This is a genomic window from Kitasatospora sp. MMS16-BH015 (assembly GCF_002943525.1).
Taxonomy (GTDB): Bacteria; Actinomycetota; Actinomycetes; order Streptomycetales; family Streptomycetaceae; genus Kitasatospora.
Window position 1 is genome coordinate 7,489,411 of the sequence record NZ_CP025394.1, and the last position, 19,532, is coordinate 7,508,942.

At 71.8% G+C, this 19,532-nt stretch carries 15 protein-coding genes and 1 pseudogene; 8 read left to right on the forward strand and 8 right to left on the reverse strand.

What is annotated here, in order from left to right; translation table 11 throughout:
* Nucleotides 1–470 precede the first annotated feature (470 nt).
* Complete coding sequence (locus CFP65_RS32120) at nucleotides 471–743, reverse strand: hypothetical protein (protein WP_158702458.1); 273 nt, start codon at nucleotides 741–743, stop codon at nucleotides 471–473.
* Nucleotides 744–844: 101 nt separating this feature from the next.
* Complete coding sequence (locus tag CFP65_RS41905) at nucleotides 845–8,293, reverse strand: DNRLRE domain-containing protein (RefSeq protein ID WP_104819470.1); 7,449 nt, start codon at nucleotides 8,291–8,293, stop codon at nucleotides 845–847.
* Between the two features lie 391 nt (nucleotides 8,294–8,684).
* On the opposite strand from CFP65_RS41905, the gene CFP65_RS32130 reads away from it, so the two are divergent.
* Nucleotides 8,685–9,056: a hypothetical protein gene (locus CFP65_RS32130; RefSeq protein ID WP_158702459.1), complete on the forward strand. Its 372-nt coding sequence runs from the start codon at nucleotides 8,685–8,687 to the stop codon at nucleotides 9,054–9,056.
* Between the two features lie 111 nt (nucleotides 9,057–9,167).
* On the opposite strand, the gene CFP65_RS41430 is transcribed toward CFP65_RS32130, so the two are convergent.
* Both CFP65_RS41430 and CFP65_RS42645 read right to left on the reverse strand, forming a co-directional pair.
* On the reverse strand, nucleotides 9,168–9,743 hold the full coding sequence (locus CFP65_RS41430) for a hypothetical protein (RefSeq protein ID WP_254552675.1): 576 nt from the start codon (nucleotides 9,741–9,743) through the stop codon (nucleotides 9,168–9,170).
* 354 nt (nucleotides 9,744–10,097) lie between these two features.
* Nucleotides 10,098–10,532 (reverse strand): annotated as a pseudogene (locus CFP65_RS42645) (helix-turn-helix domain-containing protein); the annotation flags it as partial.
* Here CFP65_RS42645 and CFP65_RS39350 point away from each other — a divergent pair.
* From CFP65_RS39350 to CFP65_RS32145, 3 genes are all read left to right on the forward strand, one after another.
* Nucleotides 10,531–10,893 carry a hypothetical protein gene (locus CFP65_RS39350; protein WP_158702461.1) on the forward strand — a complete coding sequence of 121 codons (363 nt, stop codon included), beginning with the start codon at nucleotides 10,531–10,533 and terminating at the stop codon, nucleotides 10,891–10,893. The pseudogene CFP65_RS42645 and the gene CFP65_RS39350 overlap by 2 nt on opposite strands.
* A gap of 114 nt (nucleotides 10,894–11,007) precedes the next feature.
* Nucleotides 11,008–11,331: an alpha/beta fold hydrolase gene (locus CFP65_RS32140; RefSeq protein WP_104819473.1), complete on the forward strand. Its 324-nt coding sequence runs from the start codon at nucleotides 11,008–11,010 to the stop codon at nucleotides 11,329–11,331.
* An 11-nt stretch (nucleotides 11,332–11,342) separates the two neighbouring features.
* Nucleotides 11,343–11,729 (forward strand): hypothetical protein, encoded by a 387-nt coding sequence (locus tag CFP65_RS32145; protein ID WP_254552676.1) that lies wholly within the window; start codon nucleotides 11,343–11,345, stop codon nucleotides 11,727–11,729.
* A 51-nt stretch (nucleotides 11,730–11,780) separates the two neighbouring features.
* Here CFP65_RS32145 and CFP65_RS32150 read toward each other — a convergent pair whose 3' ends face one another.
* Nucleotides 11,781–12,914 (reverse strand): esterase family protein, encoded by a 1,134-nt coding sequence (locus CFP65_RS32150; protein WP_104819475.1) that lies wholly within the window; start codon nucleotides 12,912–12,914, stop codon nucleotides 11,781–11,783.
* Nucleotides 12,915–13,203: 289 nt separating this feature from the next.
* Here CFP65_RS32150 and CFP65_RS32155 point away from each other — a divergent pair, with 289 nt between their 5' ends.
* The 4 genes from CFP65_RS32155 to CFP65_RS32170 all read left to right on the forward strand — a co-directional run bounded on the left by CFP65_RS32155 (nucleotide 13,204) and on the right by CFP65_RS32170 (nucleotide 17,174).
* On the forward strand, nucleotides 13,204–14,211 hold the full coding sequence (locus CFP65_RS32155) for a sugar ABC transporter substrate-binding protein (RefSeq protein ID WP_254552677.1): 1,008 nt from the start codon (nucleotides 13,204–13,206) through the stop codon (nucleotides 14,209–14,211).
* On the forward strand, nucleotides 14,208–15,227 hold the full coding sequence (locus tag CFP65_RS32160) for an ABC transporter permease (protein ID WP_104819476.1): 1,020 nt from the start codon (nucleotides 14,208–14,210) through the stop codon (nucleotides 15,225–15,227). The genes CFP65_RS32155 and CFP65_RS32160 overlap by 4 nt, the downstream gene beginning before the upstream one ends.
* Before the next feature lies 1 nt (nucleotide 15,228).
* Nucleotides 15,229–16,053 carry an ATP-binding cassette domain-containing protein gene (locus tag CFP65_RS32165; protein ID WP_104819477.1) on the forward strand — a complete coding sequence of 275 codons (825 nt, stop codon included), beginning with the start codon at nucleotides 15,229–15,231 and terminating at the stop codon, nucleotides 16,051–16,053.
* A gap of 68 nt (nucleotides 16,054–16,121) precedes the next feature.
* A complete protein-coding gene (locus CFP65_RS32170) occupies nucleotides 16,122–17,174 on the forward strand; it encodes an ROK family glucokinase (protein WP_254553186.1) in 1,053 nt (350 codons plus the stop codon).
* A 112-nt stretch (nucleotides 17,175–17,286) separates the two neighbouring features.
* On the opposite strand, the gene CFP65_RS32175 is transcribed toward CFP65_RS32170, so the two are convergent.
* The 3 genes from CFP65_RS32175 to CFP65_RS32185 all read right to left on the reverse strand — a co-directional run bounded on the left by CFP65_RS32175 (nucleotide 17,287) and on the right by CFP65_RS32185 (nucleotide 19,408).
* Nucleotides 17,287–18,006, reverse strand: coding sequence for a TauD/TfdA family dioxygenase (locus CFP65_RS32175; protein ID WP_158702462.1), 720 nt, complete (start codon nucleotides 18,004–18,006; stop codon nucleotides 17,287–17,289).
* Nucleotides 18,007–18,243: 237 nt separating this feature from the next.
* Nucleotides 18,244–18,522 (reverse strand): DUF3761 domain-containing protein, encoded by a 279-nt coding sequence (locus tag CFP65_RS32180; RefSeq protein ID WP_104819479.1) that lies wholly within the window; start codon nucleotides 18,520–18,522, stop codon nucleotides 18,244–18,246.
* Nucleotides 18,523–18,601: 79 nt separating this feature from the next.
* On the reverse strand, nucleotides 18,602–19,408 hold the full coding sequence (locus tag CFP65_RS32185) for an FHA domain-containing protein (protein ID WP_254552678.1): 807 nt from the start codon (nucleotides 19,406–19,408) through the stop codon (nucleotides 18,602–18,604).
* Nucleotides 19,409–19,532: the final 124 nt, after the last annotated feature.

Sequence of the window (19,532 nt, forward strand, 5' to 3'; positions counted from 1 at the left end):
TTCAGTCAACGAGGCTCACGATTAGCTGAACGGAGTCGGACACCACTCCCAGAAACCGAAGGTGCAGAGATACGCCCGCCATGCTGCGGTGAGGAACGGCCGCCTCAGTGTCAGTTGGCAGAACATGATGAGTAGGAACGGGATGCCGGACAGCCCCAGCACGAACAGCGCTGGCTCCGTGCCGGCTGCCCAACCGGCGAAGACGGAGAACAGCAGAGTGGTCGCCAAGCCGATGTGGGCGTCGCCCGGATCAGGTGTGCGCGTTCTCCGAACCGGAGAGGTTGCTCTGGTTTCATGGTCTGCCAGCACTACAGCGTCGCGCTCGTTTCTTGTCTTTGATCGGTGCGCCGCCGACAGCCTTGGGGTCGGGGCGGTCGAGTGGACGCGGCCGAGGCGAGAGCCTAGGCCCAGCGGTCTGATGCCCTAGGAGCGGAGCTCCCATGGTGAGGGCGTCCAGGAGCGACTGACGTCTAGAACCATTGGAAGATCCCGAAGGTGTACAGGTATGCCCGCCGTGTCGCCGTGCGGAACGGCCGCTTCATCGCGAGTTGGCAGATCAGGATGATCAGGAAAGGGCAGCCGGAAATCCCCAGGATGAACAGTGCCGGGCCCGCCCCGGCCATCCAGCCGATCACGGCGGAGGCCATCACGGCGATCACCACGCCGAAGTGGGCGTCACTCGCGTCGGGTTTCAGTATTTCGCGGACTGGTGAGACTTCCTCGGTGCGACGGTCTTCCGTCATCGGATCCACACTCGTTTCTTCCCTCTGATCGGTGGGTCGCTGTCGACCGAAGCCGTTGGCGACGCGCCAGTTGAACGTATACGACTCGACAGGACGCTTGGCTACCAGCCCCACCGGTGACGCCAGATCCGGGAGACGATGGTCCGCACCGAGCGCCGGGCGGACGTACCCCCGAACGGACTCTTGGGCCTGGGCTTGAACCAGCCCGACAGGCAGCTGCGGCCCATCAGATAACCGCAGGCGACGCCCTTTCCGAGCGAGGTCGCGGTCGATGGCACCCATCGGCCCATCCCGGCCTTGCGCTCTGCCCGGTTGGAGACCGCGTAGTGCGCGCCCAAGCCGCCCGCGAAGACCGCGCCCGCGCCGATCGCGAACACGGCACCACCGCACACCACTGAGATGACGCAAGCGGCGGTACCGGTCGCGGCCGCTGCGGTGACCCCCCAGTTCACCGCTGTGTGCTTCCAGGTCGAACCCTTTTCCCGTATCTGCTTCTTGGCCCATTTGCGGAAGCTTCGCCGCCCGTCCAGGTCGTAGCAGTTCAAGCCGTCGCCCCGGCAGTACTCGTAGGCGTTGGCGTTGCCGCCCGGGATCGGGTCGACCGAGAGGAAGCGGCCGAGGGAGGGGGCGTAGAGGCGGACGCCCATCAGGACCAGGCCGCCGAGGGTGTCGGCGGCGCGCTGCTTGGCGCCGATCCAGCCGTAGCGGGTGGCCGACTGGCCCTCGCGGGGCCGGCCGTACTCGTCGTAGTCGAGGACGGTGGGGGCGGTGGCTGGGTCGAGTGGGTACTGGACGGTGATGTCACCGTGCAGGTTGGCGAGTTGGAGGACGGTGCCGCCGTCCTTGGCGGTGGTGGCGGCGAGGTCGCCGGTGGTACCGGGGACGTTGCGGGTGACGGTCCCGATAACGTCCTCGGTGGTCCAGCGCGGGGAGTCGGTCTCGTTTCCGTAGTGGTTGGTGGTCGAGCCGGTGCGGGTCCAAGTGTCGGGGCCGCCGGTCTCGGTGGTGCGGGTGCGGAAGCGCTGGGCAGGGTCGAGGGTCCAGGTCAGCCGGGCGCTGCCGGCGGTCTGCTGCTGGACCAGGTCGGTGACGTAGTAGGTGAGGGCGGAGTCGGGCAGTGTGGTCGTCCGGCCGAAGGTGTCGTAGGTGTAGCCCGGGTCGGTGAGGCGGTCGGCGCTGTCGTAGGTGTGGGATTCGGTGGTGGGGTTGTCCGGGGCGCAGGCACCCGTGGGGGCGGCGGGGGAGGTGGACTTGGTCAGGCGGTTGGAGTGGGTGTCGAAGGTGTACTGGCGGGTTATGCAGCCGGCTGCGGCTGTGCGCTGTTCGGCCTTGGTGAGGCGGCCGAGGCGGTCGTAGGTGTAGTTGCGGGTGGCGGTGGAGGAGGCGTCCTTGGCGATGGCGCCCTGGGTGGAGACCTCGATGGACTGGGACCAGACGACGGAGTTGTCGGAGGTCCGGGTGTAGACGCGGCCGGTGGCGTTGCCCGTGGCGTTGAAGGAGTCCTTGCGGAGGATCCCGCCCGGATAGGTCTGCTCGACGAGCTGGCCGTCGGGGCCGTAGGAGGCGGTGAACTCGCCGGCCACGCTGTCGTTGACGGAGGTGACCATGCCGCGGGGTTCGCGGGCGCGGTCGTAGGTGTAGGTGGTGGAGCCGGTCGGGTCGGAGACCTTCACGGGCTTGCCGTACGTGTCGAACTCGGTCGTGGTGGTGGCGCCGTCGGCGTCGGTGTAGGAGATCAGCCGGCCGAGGGCGTCCAGGACGCGGGTGAGGGATTTGCCGCCGGAGGTGGTCTTGATCGAGTCACCGGTGGCGGGGTCGTACTCGGTGGTCACGGGCGGGAGGGGGAGGCCCTCGTCGGAGGTGATCTCGGTGGAGACGATCCGGTCCGCGCCGTCGTAGGTGGTGACGGTCTTGCGCGACTTGCCCGCGTTGGTCTCGGTCGTTTCTTCGGCGTCGCCGAAGCGGGAGTAGCGGGTGATCCGCTTCACCGGGAGGGTGGTCGGCATCCGCGAGGCGTCGGCGCCGGTGATGGCGCCGCCCGGGAGGGTGAGGCAGGGGCTGCCGGCCCACTCCGGGTGGTTGCCGCAGGCGGCGTCGTCCGGGCTGGCGCCGGCGGTGTAGAAGGCGGTCCGGACGGTGGTGGCGTCCGAGCCGCTCGCGCCGGGCTTGCGGGACTCCAGGGCACGGCCCGAGGGGTCGTACTTGATCGTGGCGGTGAGGTTGGCGCCGAGGGCGTCGGTGGTGACCGAGGTCGCCGTCTTCAACGTCCAGCCGGGGGTGCCGCCGATCGGGGTGTCGTAGCCGTTCTTGGTGACCCGGAGCTCCACGTCGGCGGCGTAGCCGTCGATGCGGGCGCCGTCGGTGGCGGTGGTGACCAGGTGGTAGGCCCGGCCGTCCGGCTTGCCCTCGTCGTAGGTGTTGGTGTTGTGGTCGCGGACGAGCACCGGGGTGCCGGCGGTCAGCGAGGGGTTGAGGGTGGTCTTGGTGAGGGTGAGCTTGTCGATGCCAGCCTGGTAGAAGGGGGTGGTGGCGGAAGGGTTCCTGCCGGTGACGGTGAGGCGGAGCTCGTGGTCACCACGGGCCAGGCGGATGGTCGAACCGGCGTTGAACGGTGTGGAGGTGACGGTCGGGTTGTAGCCGTCGAAGGTGCCGCCGACGTTCCGGCCGTCGATGGAGAGCTGGACGATGCCGTAGTCCACGGCCTTGGTCAGCACCGCGCCGAGCTGGTACTCGCCCTCCTCCGGCACCGAGACCCGGAAGGAGGCGTAGTCCCCGACCTCGTTGGCCATGAAGAAGAGCTGGGTGTCACCGGACCAGGTGGTGTTCGCACAGCTGCCGCAGCTCGACTTGGTCTGCGCGCGCAGGGTGTCGGTCGCCCCGAGCTGGACCAGGTTCTCGCCCTCGGCGGTCCAGACCGCCGGGGTGGTCTGGCCGGTCACCGGCTCGGCGAGCGAGGCGCGGTAGAGCGGGCCGAGGGTCTCGGTCACGTCCAGGCCGTCGGCCGTGTACGTGGTGCGGGAGTCGAGCAGGCGCGAGCGCGAGGCGGAGTCGGCCGGGAGGCCGAGTTCGGCGGCGAAGCGGTCGGCCTCCGGGTGGGTGCCGAGGGCGATGGCGCGGTTGGTGGCCTCCAGGGTGCGGACGACGTGGCCGAAGCGGTCGTACTCGCTGGTGTCGACGTCCCCGCCCGGGGTCACCGAGGGGGTCGCGGTGTTGACCTCGTTGCCGGAGGCATTGAGGTAGTGGACGGTGGCCGGGCGGTAGCCGTCCGGGCCGGGCTTGGCGGCGGTGGCGGTGTGGGTGCCGGGCTCGTCCTCGGGGCCGAAGACGGCGGTGGCGTCAGTGGGGGCGTCGGTCTGCGCCCACTTGGCCACGTCAGCGCCCGACAGGTCGTACGGGCCGCCCGCGACACGGGTCAGCGGGGTGTCGTAGACCACCTTGGTGGCGGCTTCGCCGTTCACCTGGTCCCTGCTGCCGGGGGCGAGCGTGCCCCGACGGACCTTCAGGAGCCGGCCCGGGTCCTGGTCGGAGCCCGCCTTGCCGAAGTCGAAGTCCCAGGGCAGCTCACCGGCCGGGGCGATCCGGGTGACCCGGCCCGCCTCGTCGTAGCTGTACGTGGTCTTCAGCGGGGTGGCCAGCCGCGGGTCCCAGACCTGCACCAGTCGGCCGCGCTCGTCGTACAGGTACCGGGTGACCTCGACGGCCTCCTGGCGGGAGGTGGCCGGGTTCCAGGACCAGACCTTGACCGCGCGCATCCGGTCGGCGAAGTCGCCGGGGGTGCCCGGCGCGGCCGTGGTGGCGGTGGCGTAGTCGTAGTCCATGACCTCGCAGCCGCGCGGCAGCGGGTCGACGGTGCAGCCGTTGGTGTCGTCCACACCCGGTTCGACCGGGGCGATCACGCGCTTGACCAGCGAACGCAGGTCGGTGGAGTCGTAGACGTACCGGGTGGTCGACGCGGCGTCGGGGCCGGCGGTGGACTGGACGGTGTAGACGTCCGAACCGGGCTGGCGGGCGAAGACCGTGGTGCTGCCGTCGAGCGCGGTGAGCGTGTAGGTGGAGCCGGTGGCCTTGAGGCTGAGCTCCTCGGCGCCGGGCTCGGGCCAGAGCGTGCCGTCCTGGGCCTTGGCGAAGGTGAGCGAGGTGTCGTCGGTGGACTTGATCACCGCCGAGTCGGCGCTCGGGAAGGAGAGCGAGGTGTGGTCGCTCGCCTCGCCGGCGGCGCCGCCCGCCCACTCCGGGCCGAACGGGGCGATCAGCTCGCGCACCGACATCGCGTCGAAGTACACCGGCTTGTCGGCCCGGTTGGCGTGGCCGTTGTAGAGCCGGACCTGGGCCTCGGTGGCGTCAGCCGGCACGGTGACGTCGACCGTCAGCTCGGCCCAGGCGTCGGTGTACGGCGCCTTGCGCGAGGTGGTCGCGGTCAGGGTGCCCGGCTTGCCGGTGAGCACCGCGATCCGCATGCCGCGGTCCTGGTAACCGGCCGTCAGACCGGTGGTGGCAGGCACGTAGACCCAGGACTTGACCCGGTAGGTCTTGCCCGGCTTCATGCCCAGTTGCAGGCCGCCGCTGCCGCCGAGCAGGGCGTAGGTGTCGCCCTGCGCGTCCGCGTCGGGCAGCACCTTCAGCGAGTCGGTGGACCCGCCCTGGCCCCGGTCGGTCACCCGCAGGGCGGTGCCCGGGGAGGCCAGGAAGCCGGTGGTGTCGGTGGAGACCTGCTGCTGGTTGGCCGTCAGGCGCTCGCCCTGCTCCTGCCAGCCGCGCTGGGTGCCGCGCGAGGAGGAGCTGCGCTGGGCGGACATGCCGAACTCGTCGGCGTCGGTGACCTCGGTGGAGTAGTCACCGGTGAGCAGGTTGACCGAGCCGGGGCCGATCGAGGTGCCCGCTGCGCCGTCGGCGTTCCGGTCGGCGGTGAAGGTGCGCCACTCGGTCGGGTAGGACGGGTCGCTGTCCTTGTCGGTGAAGAGCACCGCGCGGACCTGGACCACGCCGCCGACCTGGCCGAGGGATTCGAGCACCGACCAGTTGGCGTGGCCGCCGAGCTCGGCGAGGCGCGGCTTCGGCCCGCTGACCGGGGTGTTGTCGGCCTTGGCGAGGTGGGCGGCCGGTACGTCGAACTCGGTCGCGCCCGGCCCTCGGCGGTACTGCCAGGTGACCCGGGTGTACTGGGTCTGGGCGTCCACGGCTAGCTTCACGCGCTTGGCGGCCTGGGTGCCGTCCACCGGGGAGGTGACGCCGGCCTTGCCGCTGCGGAAGGAGTAGCCGGTCGGGTCGGAGAGGTTGTCGGCCCGGTCCTTGGCCTGCACCTTGAGGGTGTGCAGCCCGTCGGTGGCCGGGGTGATCGCGGTGGTGGTCGCGCCGGTGGCGTCCACCGTCACGGGGGCCTTGCCGTCCAGGGTGTAGACGAAGCCGACCAGGTCGTTCGTCCCGGCGGGCGGGGTCAGGGTGAACCGGCCGGACTGGCCGGAGGCCCCGTGCCAGAGGCCGTCGGCGGGGTACTCGGCGGAGGTGACGAAGGGAGCCCCCGGCTTGGTGGTGTCCGCGACGACCACCGTGTCCTGGGGTGCCCAGGGGGAGTTGTCCGTGCCGTCCCAGAGCCGGGCACCGATCGAGTAGCTGACGCCCTCGTCGAGCTTGGCCAGGCCGAAGTCGGCCGGCTTGACCTGGGCGTAGGTGCCGTTCGGCGCCTCCTTGTAGACCCGCTTGACGAAGGTGCCGGCCCGGTAGAGGTCGAAGTCGACGCCGACTCGGCCGCCCGCGTCCGGGTCAGCCGCCAGTACCTGGAAGGTGGGGGTGGCCGAGGAGGAGTAGCGCGGGTTGCCCTGACGGGCGGGGAACACGTCCACGGCTGACGGGGCGTCGGGGACGGTGTTGTAGGTGACGGAGAGCCGGGGCGGGAAGGAGCCCTCGGCGGAGTCGAAGCGCTTGTACGAGTACGGGCTGCTCTCGGTGGAGGCGCGCAGCCCCATCGCGTTGTTGCGGTAGCCGTTGTCGGACCAGGCGGTGACCAGCTTGGTCACGTCCTGGGTCACCCAGGCGTTGCCGCAGCCCGCGCCCTCGTTGCCGGCCGTCTGGTTGGTGACGGCCCACATGCCGTTCCAGGCCGGCTGGTCGGTCCAGCGGGTGGCGGTGGAGGCCATGCCGGTGTCCCAGACCTCCCAGGATATCGGGTCGCAGGACCAGGAGTACCAGTTGAAGAGGTTCAGCTTCGCCGAGAGGATGTGCTTGCCGTGGATCGGCGCCTCGGGGAAGTGCAGGAACGAACGGGCCACCTGGCCGCTGCCGTTGTTGCCCAGCTTGAGCTCGGCGGCCGAGGACTGGTCGGTGGTGTACCCCTGCTGGACGAAGGTGTCGAAGGACGGCCCGATCTCCACGGCCGGGTCGATCGTCACGGGGTAGGTGGTGGCGGGGTCGGCGAGGAAACCTGCGTCCGGGGTGAACACCAGCTCGGTGTCGGCGCCTTCGCCGCGCAGCTCCATCGTCACGGCGGCCCGGCGCAGGTGCTCCTGCGACTTCGGGTCGACGGCGGCGTCCCACATGACCGGGGCCGGGATCCGGCCGGCGGGCTTGCCGGTGCCGATGTCGAGCAGGTCGATCGAGCCGTCGTCCTTGCGGACCACCTTCAGCCCGGTGGTGTCGAGCGGCAGCGTGACGGTGCCGGCCTGGGAGACGGCCGAGCGGTCCTTGACGATCAGGAACTGCTCGAAGCCCGTCCGGGTGGCCCGGAGTTGGAGGTCCACGCCCGGGCGGGCGTCGACGTAGGTGGCCGTGCTGCCGTCCAGCTTGGGCTTCGGCAGCTTGCCGAGCCAGCCGAGCTGGACCCGCTGGTCGCCGGAGCCGAGCTTGACCAGCTCGCGCTCGGCGGGCTGGAGCGGGGGCTGGGACTGGAGCTGGGGCGGGGTGTCGGCAGGCAGGGCGAGGCGAGCTGCGCTCCGGGCGGCGCGGTCGGCGGGGGCCGAGGCGGAGGCCGATGCGGAGGCTGAGGCCAGCGGCGACGGCGTCGCGGTGGCGCTGGGACTCGCGGCGGCAGAGGCGCTGGCGGTCGACAGCGCACTCGGCGCACTCGGCGCAGCGGTCGGTGCGGCGCTCGCAGCGGCTGACGGTGCGGCGGTCGGGGAGGCGGTGGGCGGCGTCGACGGCGGCGAGGTCGAGGTGCCGGGGGCGGCGTCGCCGGTCGTCACTCCGGTGTCGCCGCCGGCGAAGACCAGGCCCTCGGGGTGGGCCTTCGGTGCGACCGTGCCGTCGGCCTGTTCCACCAGCGTGGTGTCGACCGGTATCCAGGCCTCGCCCACCCGCATCCGGAGCGGGCCGGAGAAGACGTCCTGGGTGAACGTCCCGTCCGGGTTGGCCCAGAGGGTGACGGTCGCCGTACGGGCGTTGGCCACCTCGACGCGGTGGCCCTGCAGGCGGGCGGCGAGCAGGGCTGACGCCTCGTCGGGCGCCTCCGTGCTGGTGGCCGGGGCGGGTGCCTGCGGTGCGGCGGCGGCCGGCGTGGCCGCCGTCAGCGCATCGAGCGCCACCCCCGTCTCCACCAGCAGGCCGAGCGCTGTCAGCACCGCGATGCGGCGCGTCCTGCGCAGTGTGAAGGCCCCGCCTGCGAACGCACGCGGGGCCCGGGACTTGCGTAGCAAAGCTACTCCCAAGAACTTTCCGTTTACTGGTCATGAGATAGCAAAGATCTCCTAATGAATTTCTCATGCGCGATCGGGGGGGATGGTTCGTTCTGATATCAATCCCACAACGGATGCGGACCGGCGCGCCCATATGTGACCTTTGGTCATATATGGCTCGTGCGGGTTGTTTGCCCGATTTGACCCGAAGGGTGCCTCAGTGTTGGGGAAGGAGAGCCCGAGGTAAGGGGGCGGTAAGGAGGGGTCGGCAGAGTCTGCGGTGGCCGAAGTGGTCGGCTCGCCTCCTCGGAGGCTTCGTCACCTTAGGAGAGTTCAGATGCGCGTTGCACGTGCGGCCCGGGCGTCCGTGATGGCTGGTGCGGTGCTGGTGGGGGCGCTGGGGCTGGCGGCCCCGTCGGCTCAGGCGAGCTCCGGGTGTTCGGATACCTCGAAGCCCTTCTACGTGTGCGTGGACAGCAACACGTACTTCCGGTACCTGGGTTACTCCAGCTACTCGCTCTCGCTGCACTCGAGCCGGCCGTCCACCGACTACCGGATCACCACCAACACCGGCTTCAACCAACTGGAGTACCCGGGCTGGAGCCAGTCCTTCACCGGCTCCGGCGGCAGCATCCAGGTCTGCGGCAGCGAGGCCACCTACGGCAAGTACTGCGTGACGGTGAGCCCGACGGTGTCGAACGCCACCTGAGCGACCTGAGGTGAGGTGACGGGGTGTCGGGTCGGGCGGCGGCCCGGCCCGACACCCCGTGCCTGGCGGTGCGGGAACGTCCGATGGCGGCGGCCGACTCGGCCTTCACGGTCAGGCGTGGTGCCGACCGGTGAAGACCACGGCCGCAGCCATCCACTGATGGTCGCAGGTGCCGGCCGCTGCGTAGGTGCCGGCGGCGGTGACCTTGCGGTAGCCGGTGGCCAGCTGATCGTGGGTGACGAGCAGTGTCGGCAGGGCGGTGAATCCGTTCGACCAGGTCGTCGGCGCACCGCCCTGAACGCCCGCGACACCGAATACCAGCTCGGGGTCGGCGGTGTTGGTCGTTGTCGGTCCGGAGTTGAAATCGGTGCCTGCGGCGCCAGTCGCGGCGGCGTGACTGGCGATCGTCTCGACGTTGGTCAACTCGTCCACTGCCAGATGGTGTTCGCCGGTGTAGGGATAGCCGACGGTGATCGTGTCCGAGGTTGACAGTGCCTTGACCGCGGTCGCGGTGACGATCAGGGTGCGGTCGTCTGCGCCGTCGAGCTGGTCCGCTGCCGTGGTGTAGGTGTTGCCCTGGCTGTCGGTCGCACTGACCGTCCCGGCATGGGTGTTGGTAAGCATGATGGCCACCACGAGGGTGTCGCCGGCAGTGACCGCGTGCCCGACCGGCAGGTTCGTCGACATCCCGTACGCGTCTCCGGTCGCCGAGGCGATGCGCGCGACGTAGCCGGGCGCGCCCGGTGACGCCGGTGCCGGGAGTGACGAGGCCGGGAGTAACGAGGCTTGGTGCGTCCAGGTGCCGATCCCCAGGGTCGCGCATACACCGACCACGACCCCCGCCAGCATCGCCGGCAGAACTGCCGCCCGGGACCTCGGCCACGGGTGCCGACCCCCGGATACCGGAGCCGGCGGGCCCGGTGGTACCGGTTCCTGGGCCGTCGTCGTGGCCTCCACCAGGACGGCCACCGGGTACGGAACGTCCTCCTCGGGCTGGCACGCTCGCGCGGCTCTGGACCACTGGTGCTGCCACTCGCCGCTGTCGCCCCCGCAGGCCTCGACGAACGCCCTGACCGTGGGCCAGGTCGGGAGCCGGGTACCGCTGACGGCGTCGTGCAGGGTCGTGGCCGACACCTTCCCCGAAGCCTTGGCCATGGCTCGGAACGAGGGCTGTCCCGCGTCCGCGCGTAGTGTGCGCAAAGCCCGTACGAGTTCGTCGATCGCTGCACGACGTGCCTGAACACCGCCGTCAGATGCGCCTGTCCGAGCCACCAGACATCCCCCCGCCCGCTGTTTTTTGTTGTACGACGCTGTCCGGCCTACCGGACAACACGACGTGCTCCGATCGTAGGTCTCAGCCGGGGACCGCGGAATGGTGCCGGGCAACGGCCGGGTGGAGAAGGTCGACCCGGCAGACCGCAGCACGCACACCGGACACCGAGTCCGGTGCCGAACCGTCAACAGGGGGTTGTCCATGAAGAAGACATTCGCCGCACTCACCGCGAGCAAAGCAGCCCGCCGCACCGCCGCCCTGGTCGCCGCACCGGTGCTGGCCCTGACCGTCGCCTCCGGTACCGCCTTCGCCTCGGACCCCGTCGTCAGCAACACCTCGGCCTGCGTCGCCACCCTGCAGCACAGCGGTAGCAGCGTCCGGATCGACCCCAACCGCAACAACTGGACCTGCGCGTTCGGTATCTGGGACTACAGCATCGGTGGCTGGGTCGCGTACCAGACCACCGGCAACTACTCGGCGTGGGTCTACAACGACGGTGCCTTGCAGATGGGCGTCTACTCCAGCGCCACCGGCTACTGGAACTGGGGCCCGTACAACGGCTGACCTTCGGAGCAGGAACACGGGGGTGGATCCTTCGACCCCCGGAGCGTCCAGCGGTCCTCCCAGGGGCGACCGCTGGATGCTCGGCGCGGCGGGGCGTCAGGGATAGTGGGGCGCATGGAATTCAGGGGTGGTGACGGGGTCGGGCTGGCGTACCGCGAGGTGGGGCGGGGGCGGCCGGTGGTGCTGGTGCACGGGCACATGTCACGGGGGCTGCACTGGGAAACCCCCACCGGGGGCGATCCGCAGGCGCTGCTGGCGGCCGTCCCGGTGCCGACGCTGGTGCTGACCGGCCGGGAGGAGTCGCACAACCGCACCGCGAAGGAGCTCGCGGCGGCGCCGGCGCACGGGGTGCACCTGGAGGTGCCCGGCGACCACTTCACGGCGCAGGAGTCCCCCGAGTACCGGGCGGCGCTGACCGAGTTCCTGGCCGGGGCGTGAGGGGGTTGTACGTGCGGTTCGAGGCCGTGGAGCCGAATCGGCGGGGGACGTACCCGGGGGTGTTCGCGCTGCTCAACGGGCTGGCGGCCGAGGGGCGGCTCAGTGCGGCGGAGGAGGCCGGGCGGCGGGCCGGGTACGACTGGTACGACGCCAATCTGGTGGATCCGTCGACGGTGGATCCGGGGGTGTACGACCGGGAGCGGCATCCGGGGGCGCGGGCCTGGTTCAAGGCCTCGGCGGTGGAGCACATCGCGCGGGCCGAGGCCTGCCGGGCCGTGGTGGAGTCGCACGGGGTGGGCTGCGCGGTGGTGTGGGCCCAGAGCCCGGGGGTGGTGGTCTACGAGGACCAGCACCAGGTGGTGGCCCTGCCGGAGCAGCCGAACGGCACCGCCGGCTGAGCAGCGGGCGGTGGCCCTGGCCGGGGAGTGAGACCGGCCAGGGCGGTGGGGTCAGTGCTGGGCCGGGATGACGCCGGTGAGCCAGCGGAAGATCTCCGGGACCATCGGGCCCCAGACGTCGCTGCTGTGGGCGCCGCTGGTCTCCTGGACGGTGACCGTGGTGGGGGACTTGGCGGCGGCCTTCAGGGCCATCGCGCCCTCGTAGCCGTCGCCCTTGTTGCCGGAGAGGAAGAGGGCGGTCTTCGGCGGGGTGGCGGCGGTCTTGAGGATGTTGAGCGGGTTGGAGATCTCGCGCAGGTGCGGGTCCTTCGCGGTGAGCGAGGCGCTCTCCGAGCCCGGGTCGTTGTAGCCGGAGAGGCTGATGCCCGCGCGGTAGCGGTTCGGGTGCTCCAGGGCCAGCTTGGCCGCGCAGTGGCCGCCGGCCGAGTAGCCGGCCACGGCCCAGCGGTCGGCGGAGGGGTCGACCCGGAAGTTGTCGAGCATCATCTGCGGGACGTCCCGGGAGAGCCAGGTGTCGGCGTTGACCTTGCCGGGCACGTCCGCGCAGCCGGTGTCGGTGGTGTTGCCGAGCAGCAGGGTGCGCGGGGAGATCAGGATGAACGGGGCCACCTGGCCGGAGGCCATCAGCGGCTTGAGCTGCTCGGAGACCTTGAGCGTGCCGTACCAGGTGGAGGAGGAGCCCGGCCAGCCGGGGAGCAGCTCGACCACGGGGAAGGTCTTGTCCTTGTAGGACGGGTCGTCGTACTGCGGCGGGGTCCAGACCAGCACCTCGCCGTCCACGCCGGAGAGCCGGCCCTTGAGCTCGGTGCGCTTGACGTCCTTCGGCACCTTGCTGTCGTCCACCCCGGTGAACTGCTGGATGACCTTCGGCTCCTGCTTGGCGTCGTTGCTGCCCTTGCCGCCACCGGTGGTGCCGCTGTCGGCGGGCACCTGCGGCACCGCCCGGACGTGGTTGCCGGTGCCGAGCAGGTCGTCCCATGTCCCGTAGATCAGGTTCGCGTTGTTGACCATGACGAAGACCATGGTCACGGCCGTGGCCTGGGCGAAGAGGATCATCACCAGCCGGGAGAGCAGCTGCACCGGCTTCGGTCCGCGCACCCGTCCCCAGAGCAGCAGCGCCGCCGCGATGGAGAGGGGGACCAGGATGATCGTCAGGATCAGGAAGGGGGTGCCTGTGAGTTGCATCGAGCTCTCGTATCCGGGTGGGCAGGGGTGTGGACGGCCATTCGGTCAGACGCCGTCGAACGGTTGATCAGTTGCCGATGGACCTCGGGGAGACCTGAGAGGAACATCACGTTTTTCTGAGAATCGGCTGTTAAGGCCGAGTGCAAGTGTGCCATCCGCGCTGGGCCATCCGGTGAACGGGCCCAGCGATCCGTCAGCGAGTCTCGGTGGCCTCTCATGCCCGGCGCCCCGAGACTGGGAGTCACGGCTCCGGGACCGGGAGTCAGGTGACAGCCGATCAGGAGGGCGGGTGGGGGCGGTGCGGCGAGCGGTGGCACTGGCGGCGGCGGCGTTGCTGGCGGTCGGGGCGGCGGCCGGGTGCAGCAGCACCGGCGGGCTGCGGGCCGAGCGGGCGAGGGAGAAGGCCTCGGCGGCGGCCGGGGGAGCGGTCAGCACGCCGCGCTGGAAGGTGGCGATGGTCACCCACGCCGGGGCCGGCGACTCGTTCTGGGACACCGTCCGCAAGGGCGCCGAGCAGGCCGCCGCCAAGGACAACATCACCTTCCTCTACTCCAACGACGCGCAGACCCAGGGGCAGGTGCAGCTCGTCCAGGCCGCGATCGACCAGAAGGTGGACGGCCTGCTCGTCACCCTGGCCAAAGGCGAGGCGATGGCGGAGGTGCTGGGCAAGGCCAAGGCCGCCGGCATCCCGGTGATCACCGTCAACTCCGGCCAGGAGCTCTCGGCGAAGTTCGGCGCGCTCACCCACATCGGCCAGGACGAGACCACGGCCGGCCAGGCCGCCGGCACCGCGCTGACCGGCCGGGGCCGGCACTCGGCGCTCTGCGTCATCCACGAACAAGGCAACGTGGGCCAGGAGCAGCGCTGCGCCGGCGCGCACGCCACCTTCCAGGGCGGCCTGCAGACGCTGTACGTGACCGGCACCAACCTGCCCGACTCGCGGGCCGCGATCGCCGCCAAGCTCCAGGCCGACCCCGGAGTGGACACCGTGCTGACGCTGAGCGCCCCGCTGGCGGCCACCGCGCTGCAGGCCGTCCAGGACGCCCGCCGCCCGGTGGAGACCGACACCTTCGACCTGGGCACCGAGGTGGTGGCCGGGCTGGCCGCGGGCACGGTGGGCTTCGCCGTCGACCAGCAGCCCTACCTGCAGGGGTACGAGGGGGTGGACCTGCTCTGGCTCTACCGCTCCAACCTGGACGTGCTCGGCGGCGGCCACCCCGTGCTCACCGGGCCGCAGGTGCTGACCAAGGAGAACGCGCCCGCGCTGGCCGAGTACGTGGCGAGGGGGACCAGGTGAGTACCGAGGTGCTGGAACGGGCGCCGAAGCGGGGCGGGCGGCGGGCCAGGCCGGAGCTCGGGGCGCTGCTGGCGGCCGTGGTGGTGTTCCTGTTCTTCGCCGTGGTGGCCGACAGCTTCCTGCGGGCCTCCTCGATCGGCACGGTGCTCTACGCCGCCTCGACCATCGGGATCATGGCGGTGCCGGTGGCGCTGCTGATGATCGGCGGCGAGTTCGACCTCTCGGCCGGGGTGCTGGTCACCACCGCCGCGCTGAGCTCCGCGATGGTCTCCTACCAGCTGACCGCCGTGACCTGGGTGGGCGTGCTGGTCTCGCTCCTCGTGGCGCTGGCGGTGGGCTGGTTCAACGGCTGGATGCTGGGGCGGACGCGGCTGCCCAGCTTCATCGTCACGCTTGGCACCTTCCTGATGCTGACCGGGGCCAACCTGGGCGTCACCAAGCTGGTCTCGGGCACGGTGAGCACCAAGCCGATCGCCGACATGCAGGGGTACGAGTCCTGCCGGCTGCTGTTCGCCTCCGAGTTCACCGTCGGCGGGCTGACGGTGAAGGCGACGGTCTGGTGGTGGCTGGGGCTGGTCGCGGTGGGCAGCTGGGTGCTGCTGCGCACCAGCTTCGGCAACTGGATCTTCGCGGTGGGCGGGGACGCGGCGGCGGCCCGCGCGGTGGGCGTGCCGGTGGCCCGGACCAAGACCTGCCTCTACCTCGGGGTCGGCTTCTGCGCCTGGGTGCTCGGACAGCACCTGCTGTTCTCCTTCGGCACCGTGCAGTCCGGCGAGGGGGTCGGCAACGAGCTGATCTACATCGTGGCGGCCGTGATCGGCGGCTGCCTGATCACCGGCGGGTACGGCTCGGTGGTCGGTTCGGCGCTCGGCGCGCTGATCTTCGGGATGGCGAGCAAGGGCATCGTGTACGCGCAGTGGGACCCGGACTGGTTCAAGTTCTTCCTCGGCGCGATGCTGCTGCTGGCCGCGCTGCTGAACAGCTGGGTCAAGCACCGCGCCGAACGGGGGCGGTGAGGTGGCGGCGCTCCTGGAGCTCACCGAGGTGGGCAAGACCTACGGATCGGTGCGGGCCCTGGAAGGGGTCTCGCTGACGGTGGAGGCCGGCCGGATCAGCTGCGTGCTGGGCGACAACGGCGCGGGCAAGTCCACCCTGATCAAGATCATCTCTGGGCTGCACCGGCACGACGAGGGCCGGTACGCGATCGAGGGCGAGGAGGTGCGGCTCGGCTCGCCCCGGGAGGCGCTGGACCGGGGCATCGCCACCGTCTACCAGGACCTCGCGGTGGTGCCGCTGATGCCGGTCTGGCGCAACTTCTTCCTCGGCGCCGAGCTCGGCCGGCTGCGGCTGGACAGCGCCCGGATGCGGCGGACCACCCGGGAGGCGCTGGCCCGGATGGGCATCGACCTGCCGGACGTGGACCGGCCGATCGGCACCCTCTCCGGCGGGCAGCGCCAGTGCGTGGCGATCGCCCGGGCGGTGCACTTCGGCGCGAAGGCGCTGGTCCTGGACGAGCCGACGGCCGCGCTCGGGGTGCGGCAGTCCGGGGTGGTGCTCAAGTACGTGGCCGCGGCCCGGGCCGAGGGGCTGGGCGTGGTGCTGATCACCCACAACCCGCACCACGCGTATCTGGTCGGCGACCACTTCACCCTGCTGCGACGGGGGAGGATGGCCGGTAGCCACCCGCGCGCGGAGATCAGCCTGGAACGGCTGACCACCGAGATGGCGGGCGGCTCCGACCTGGCCGAGCTCTCCCACGAGCTCTCCGGGTACGTCCGGGGCGGCCAGGCCCCGGACGGCCCGGACGCGCCCGACGACCCCGAGGAGCGACCGCAGCCGTGACCACGCAGAACCCTTCCGCCCGTCCGGCGCCGGGCCGCACCACCGCCGCGCTGCCGACGCTGCTCGGGATCGGCATCGGCCCGCGCGCCGAGCGGCGGCGCCGGGCGCTGCCCGCGAGCCTGCTGCGGCTGCCGACCGTCGGCATCGACATCGGCGGCACCAAGGTCGTCGCCGGGGTGGTGGACGGCGAGGGCAAGGTGCTGGAGAAGCTGCGCACCGACACCCCCGACAAGAGCAAGAGCCCCAAGGTGGTCGAGGACGTGATCGTCGAGCTGGTCCTCCAGTTGGCCGACCGGCACGACGTGCACGCGGTGGGGATCGGGGCCGCCGGGTGGGTGGACGCGGACCGGTCGCGGGTGCTCTTCTCCCCGCACCTGAACTGGCGGAACGAGCCGCTGGAGGAGGCGCTCAGCCGGCGGCTGCGCTTCCCGGTGGTGGTGGAGAATGACGCCAACGCCGCCGCCTGGGCCGAATGGCGGTTCGGCGCCGGGCGCGGCGAGGACCACATGGTGATGCTCACCCTCGGCACCGGGATCGGCGGCGCGGTGGTCCGGGACGGCTTCGTGGACCGGGGCAAGTACGGCCTGGCGGGCGAGTTCGGCCACATGCAGGTGGTGCCCGGCGGGCACCGCTGCCCCTGTGGGAACCGGGGCTGCTGGGAGCAGTACTCCTCCGGCAACGCGCTGGTGCGGGAGGCGCGCAGCCTGGTGGCCGAGGAGTCGCCGGTGGTCGAGCCGCTGCTGGCCCGGGCCGGCGGCACGGCCGCCGGGATCACCGGCCCGCTGGTGACCGAGGCCGCCCAGGCGGGCGACGCGGTGGCGGTGGAGCTACTCTACGACATCGGCACCTGGCTGGGCGTGGGCATCGCCAACCTGGCCGCCGCCCTCGACCCGGGCCGGTTCGTGATCGGCGGCGGGGTCTCCGAGGCCGGCGAGCTGCTGATCGCCCCGGCCCAGGAGGCCTACCGGCGCACCCTCTCCGGCCGGGGATTCCGCCCCGAGGCGCAGATCGTGCACGCGGCCCTAGGCAACGAGGCCGGGCTGGTCGGCGCCGCCGACCTGGCCCGGCAGGTGGCGCGGCGGTTCCGGACCATCAAGCGGCACCGCGTCGAGCGGGGGTAGACCCTGCGGGGCGTCCGGTCTGGCGGGGGTGAACCCTGCGGGGCGTCCGGGCGGGCGGGGGGTGGACCCTGTGCGGCGTCCGGTCGGGCGGGGGTGTTGCGGCGTTGCCGGGTCAGTCGAGCCAGATGCGGGCCAGGCAGCGGCCGGGGGCGGGTGGGGGCGGGTCGGTGTAGGCGGTGCGGCCGTGCAGGACGGTGAGGTTGTCGACCACCAGCAGGTCGCCGGGGCGCAGGCGGAGGCGGAGGGTGGTGCCCGGGGCGGCTGTCGCTCGGTCGAAGGCGTCGAGGGCGGCGAGTTGGGTCGGGGTGAGCGGGGCGTCCTGCTCCTGCTGGCCGCGGGTGATCCAGTAGCGGTTGTACTGCATCCGGAGGCGGCCCTCGCGGGGCTGGAAGACCGGGTAGTGGCGGTCGAAGGCGGGGGCCCCGGCGGTGGGCGGCTCGCTGCCGAAGTGGACCGGCCGGTAGAGGATGGCGAGCGCTTCGGGGGCGGTGGCGAGCAGGGCGTCGTGCACGGTGTGACCGCTGACCAGCAGCGAATCCCCGCCCTCGGCGGCCGGACGGATGCAGAGCAGGGCCAGCAGGCGGGGCGGCGCGGGCCGCATGCCCCGGTCGCTGTGGGGGCCGAGCCGGCCCTCCTGGTGATCGGCCGGCGGAGCGGTCAGCAGGCCGTCCAGGGAGTGGGCGGCGCCGAGCGGCGCGAGCAGGCGGTGGGCGGCGCGGAGGCAGTCGGCGTCGGTCAGGCCGGCGAGGTCGAGACCCCGGATCAGCGCGAACCCGAGTCCGTGGCGCAGCAGTTGGTCGGCCCGGGCCACCCCGGCGGGGTCGGGTGCCACCACCCAGTCCGCCTCGGAGAGTTCGACGGCCCGCCAGGCCGAGGGTCCCCCACGGGGCGCAGCATCGAGGGTCCCGCCACCGGTTGCTGCATCGAGGGGCCGCCTTCCGCGCGCTCGGTCGAGCCGGACACCGGCGAGCGTACGGCCTCCGGCCCGGTCGGTCAGCGGCGCGAATTCGCCAAGCCGGAGCGGGGTGCGGGGGCCGGTGCCGCACTGGGGCCGACCCCCGTCGGCGGCCTACTTGAACCAGTAGCGGACGCCGCGGTGGTACGAGCAGGTGCCGCTGGAGTGGGCCGAGTAGGACCGGCTGCCGTCGTAGCAGGCGGCCGTCTCGTACCGGTTGGCCGGGCGCACGCCGACGTTCCAGCCGCAGACGCCGGTGGTGTGGCGCACGCAGTGGTGGGCGGTGTTCATGGTCGGCAGGGTGGTGGTGGCCGCCGAGGCACTGGTGGTGGCCGTGCCGGCCAGGGTGAGCGCCAGGACGGCGGCGGCCGCCACCTTCTGTGTGATCGTCATGGCGCGGAACGCTAGCAGGCGGCACTCGGCGGGGTGGGTGGTATCCGAAGAACGGGTCGGGCCGCCTGCCGAGGCACGGTCAGAGCGGATCCGCCAGCAGGGCGAGGTCGCCGGGGAGGAGGGTGGCGGAGGTGAGGAGGGCCTGGATGAGGTTGTGGTTGAGGGTGTTGCCGACGGGCTCGCCGACGCCGTCCTCGCGGAGGAGGCCGGGGACGGGGTGGGGGCCGGTGGCGAGGCGTTCGCGGACGGTGCTGACCAGGTGGGCGGTGGACTTGGGGGTCCATTCGCGGTCGGGGTGGGCGCGGTTGAGGTCGTCGGCGACCTGCTTCCAGGAGACCGGCTGGGGGTAGCGCTCCTGGCGGAGGTAGCGCTGGGCCAGCGCGGTCAGCACCAGGCGTTCGACCGGGGTGAGCACGTGGATCTCGGCCGAGCGGGTGGCGGCGAGGGAGCGGTCGGCGCCGTCGGGGGCGAGGGCCCCGACCACGTAGACTTCCAGGAGGTGCGAGCGGCGGCCCGGCGAGCCGATCAACAGGGGGGTGTAGCCGGGGGTGAGGGGCTGCTCGTGGCCGGAGAGCAGCAGTGTCTCACCGGGCAGGCGGATCGGCAGCCGCCCGGTGTTGCGCAGCCACCACTCCGGGCGGGCCGCCTCCCCGTCGCAGCTCAGCGTGCCGTGCCGCCGGCTCACGTACGGGTCGTCGGTGCCGATCGCCACGTGCACGTCGGCCGACCCGCGGCCGAAGTACAGCGTGAACCGCCGCGGCGGCACCGCGAACCCGCCGTCCGCCGCCAGCGCGAAGACCGTGCCGGCCGGCGCCTCCGGCACCCCGCCCGCCAGCCCCCGCATCGAGGCGGGCAGCACCTGCGGCATGAACTCCCTGGTCTCCAAGGTCGTTTCCCCCCTCCTGGTCCCGCATCCCAGCGTACGCGCGCGCTCCGGGACCGGTCCCGGAGCGGCGGATCTACGCTCCGGGCAGCGGTCGACCGGCCGCAGTCGGAACGGCGGGGGAGGA

Bases quoted from the DNA above. Each gene is read 5' to 3' on its own strand.
- CFP65_RS39350 (WP_158702461.1), top strand. From the start codon at position 10,531: ATGAAGAAGACATTCGCCGCACTCACCGCGAGCAAAGCAGCCCGCCGC.
- CFP65_RS32130 (WP_158702459.1), top strand. From the start codon at position 8,685: ATGCGCGTTGCACGTGCGGCCCGGGCGTCCGTGATGGCTGGTGCGGTG.
- CFP65_RS41430 (WP_254552675.1), bottom strand. From the start codon at position 9,743: ATGTCGACGAACCTGCCGGTCGGGCACGCGGTCACTGCCGGCGACACC.
- CFP65_RS32180 (WP_104819479.1), bottom strand. From the start codon at position 18,522: ATGACGATCACACAGAAGGTGGCGGCCGCCGCCGTCCTGGCGCTCACC.
- CFP65_RS32140 (WP_104819473.1), top strand. From the start codon at position 11,008: ATGGAATTCAGGGGTGGTGACGGGGTCGGGCTGGCGTACCGCGAGGTG.
- CFP65_RS32120 (WP_158702458.1), bottom strand. From the start codon at position 743: ATGACGGAAGACCGTCGCACCGAGGAAGTCTCACCAGTCCGCGAAATA.
- CFP65_RS32150 (WP_104819475.1), bottom strand. From the start codon at position 12,914: ATGCAACTCACAGGCACCCCCTTCCTGATCCTGACGATCATCCTGGTC.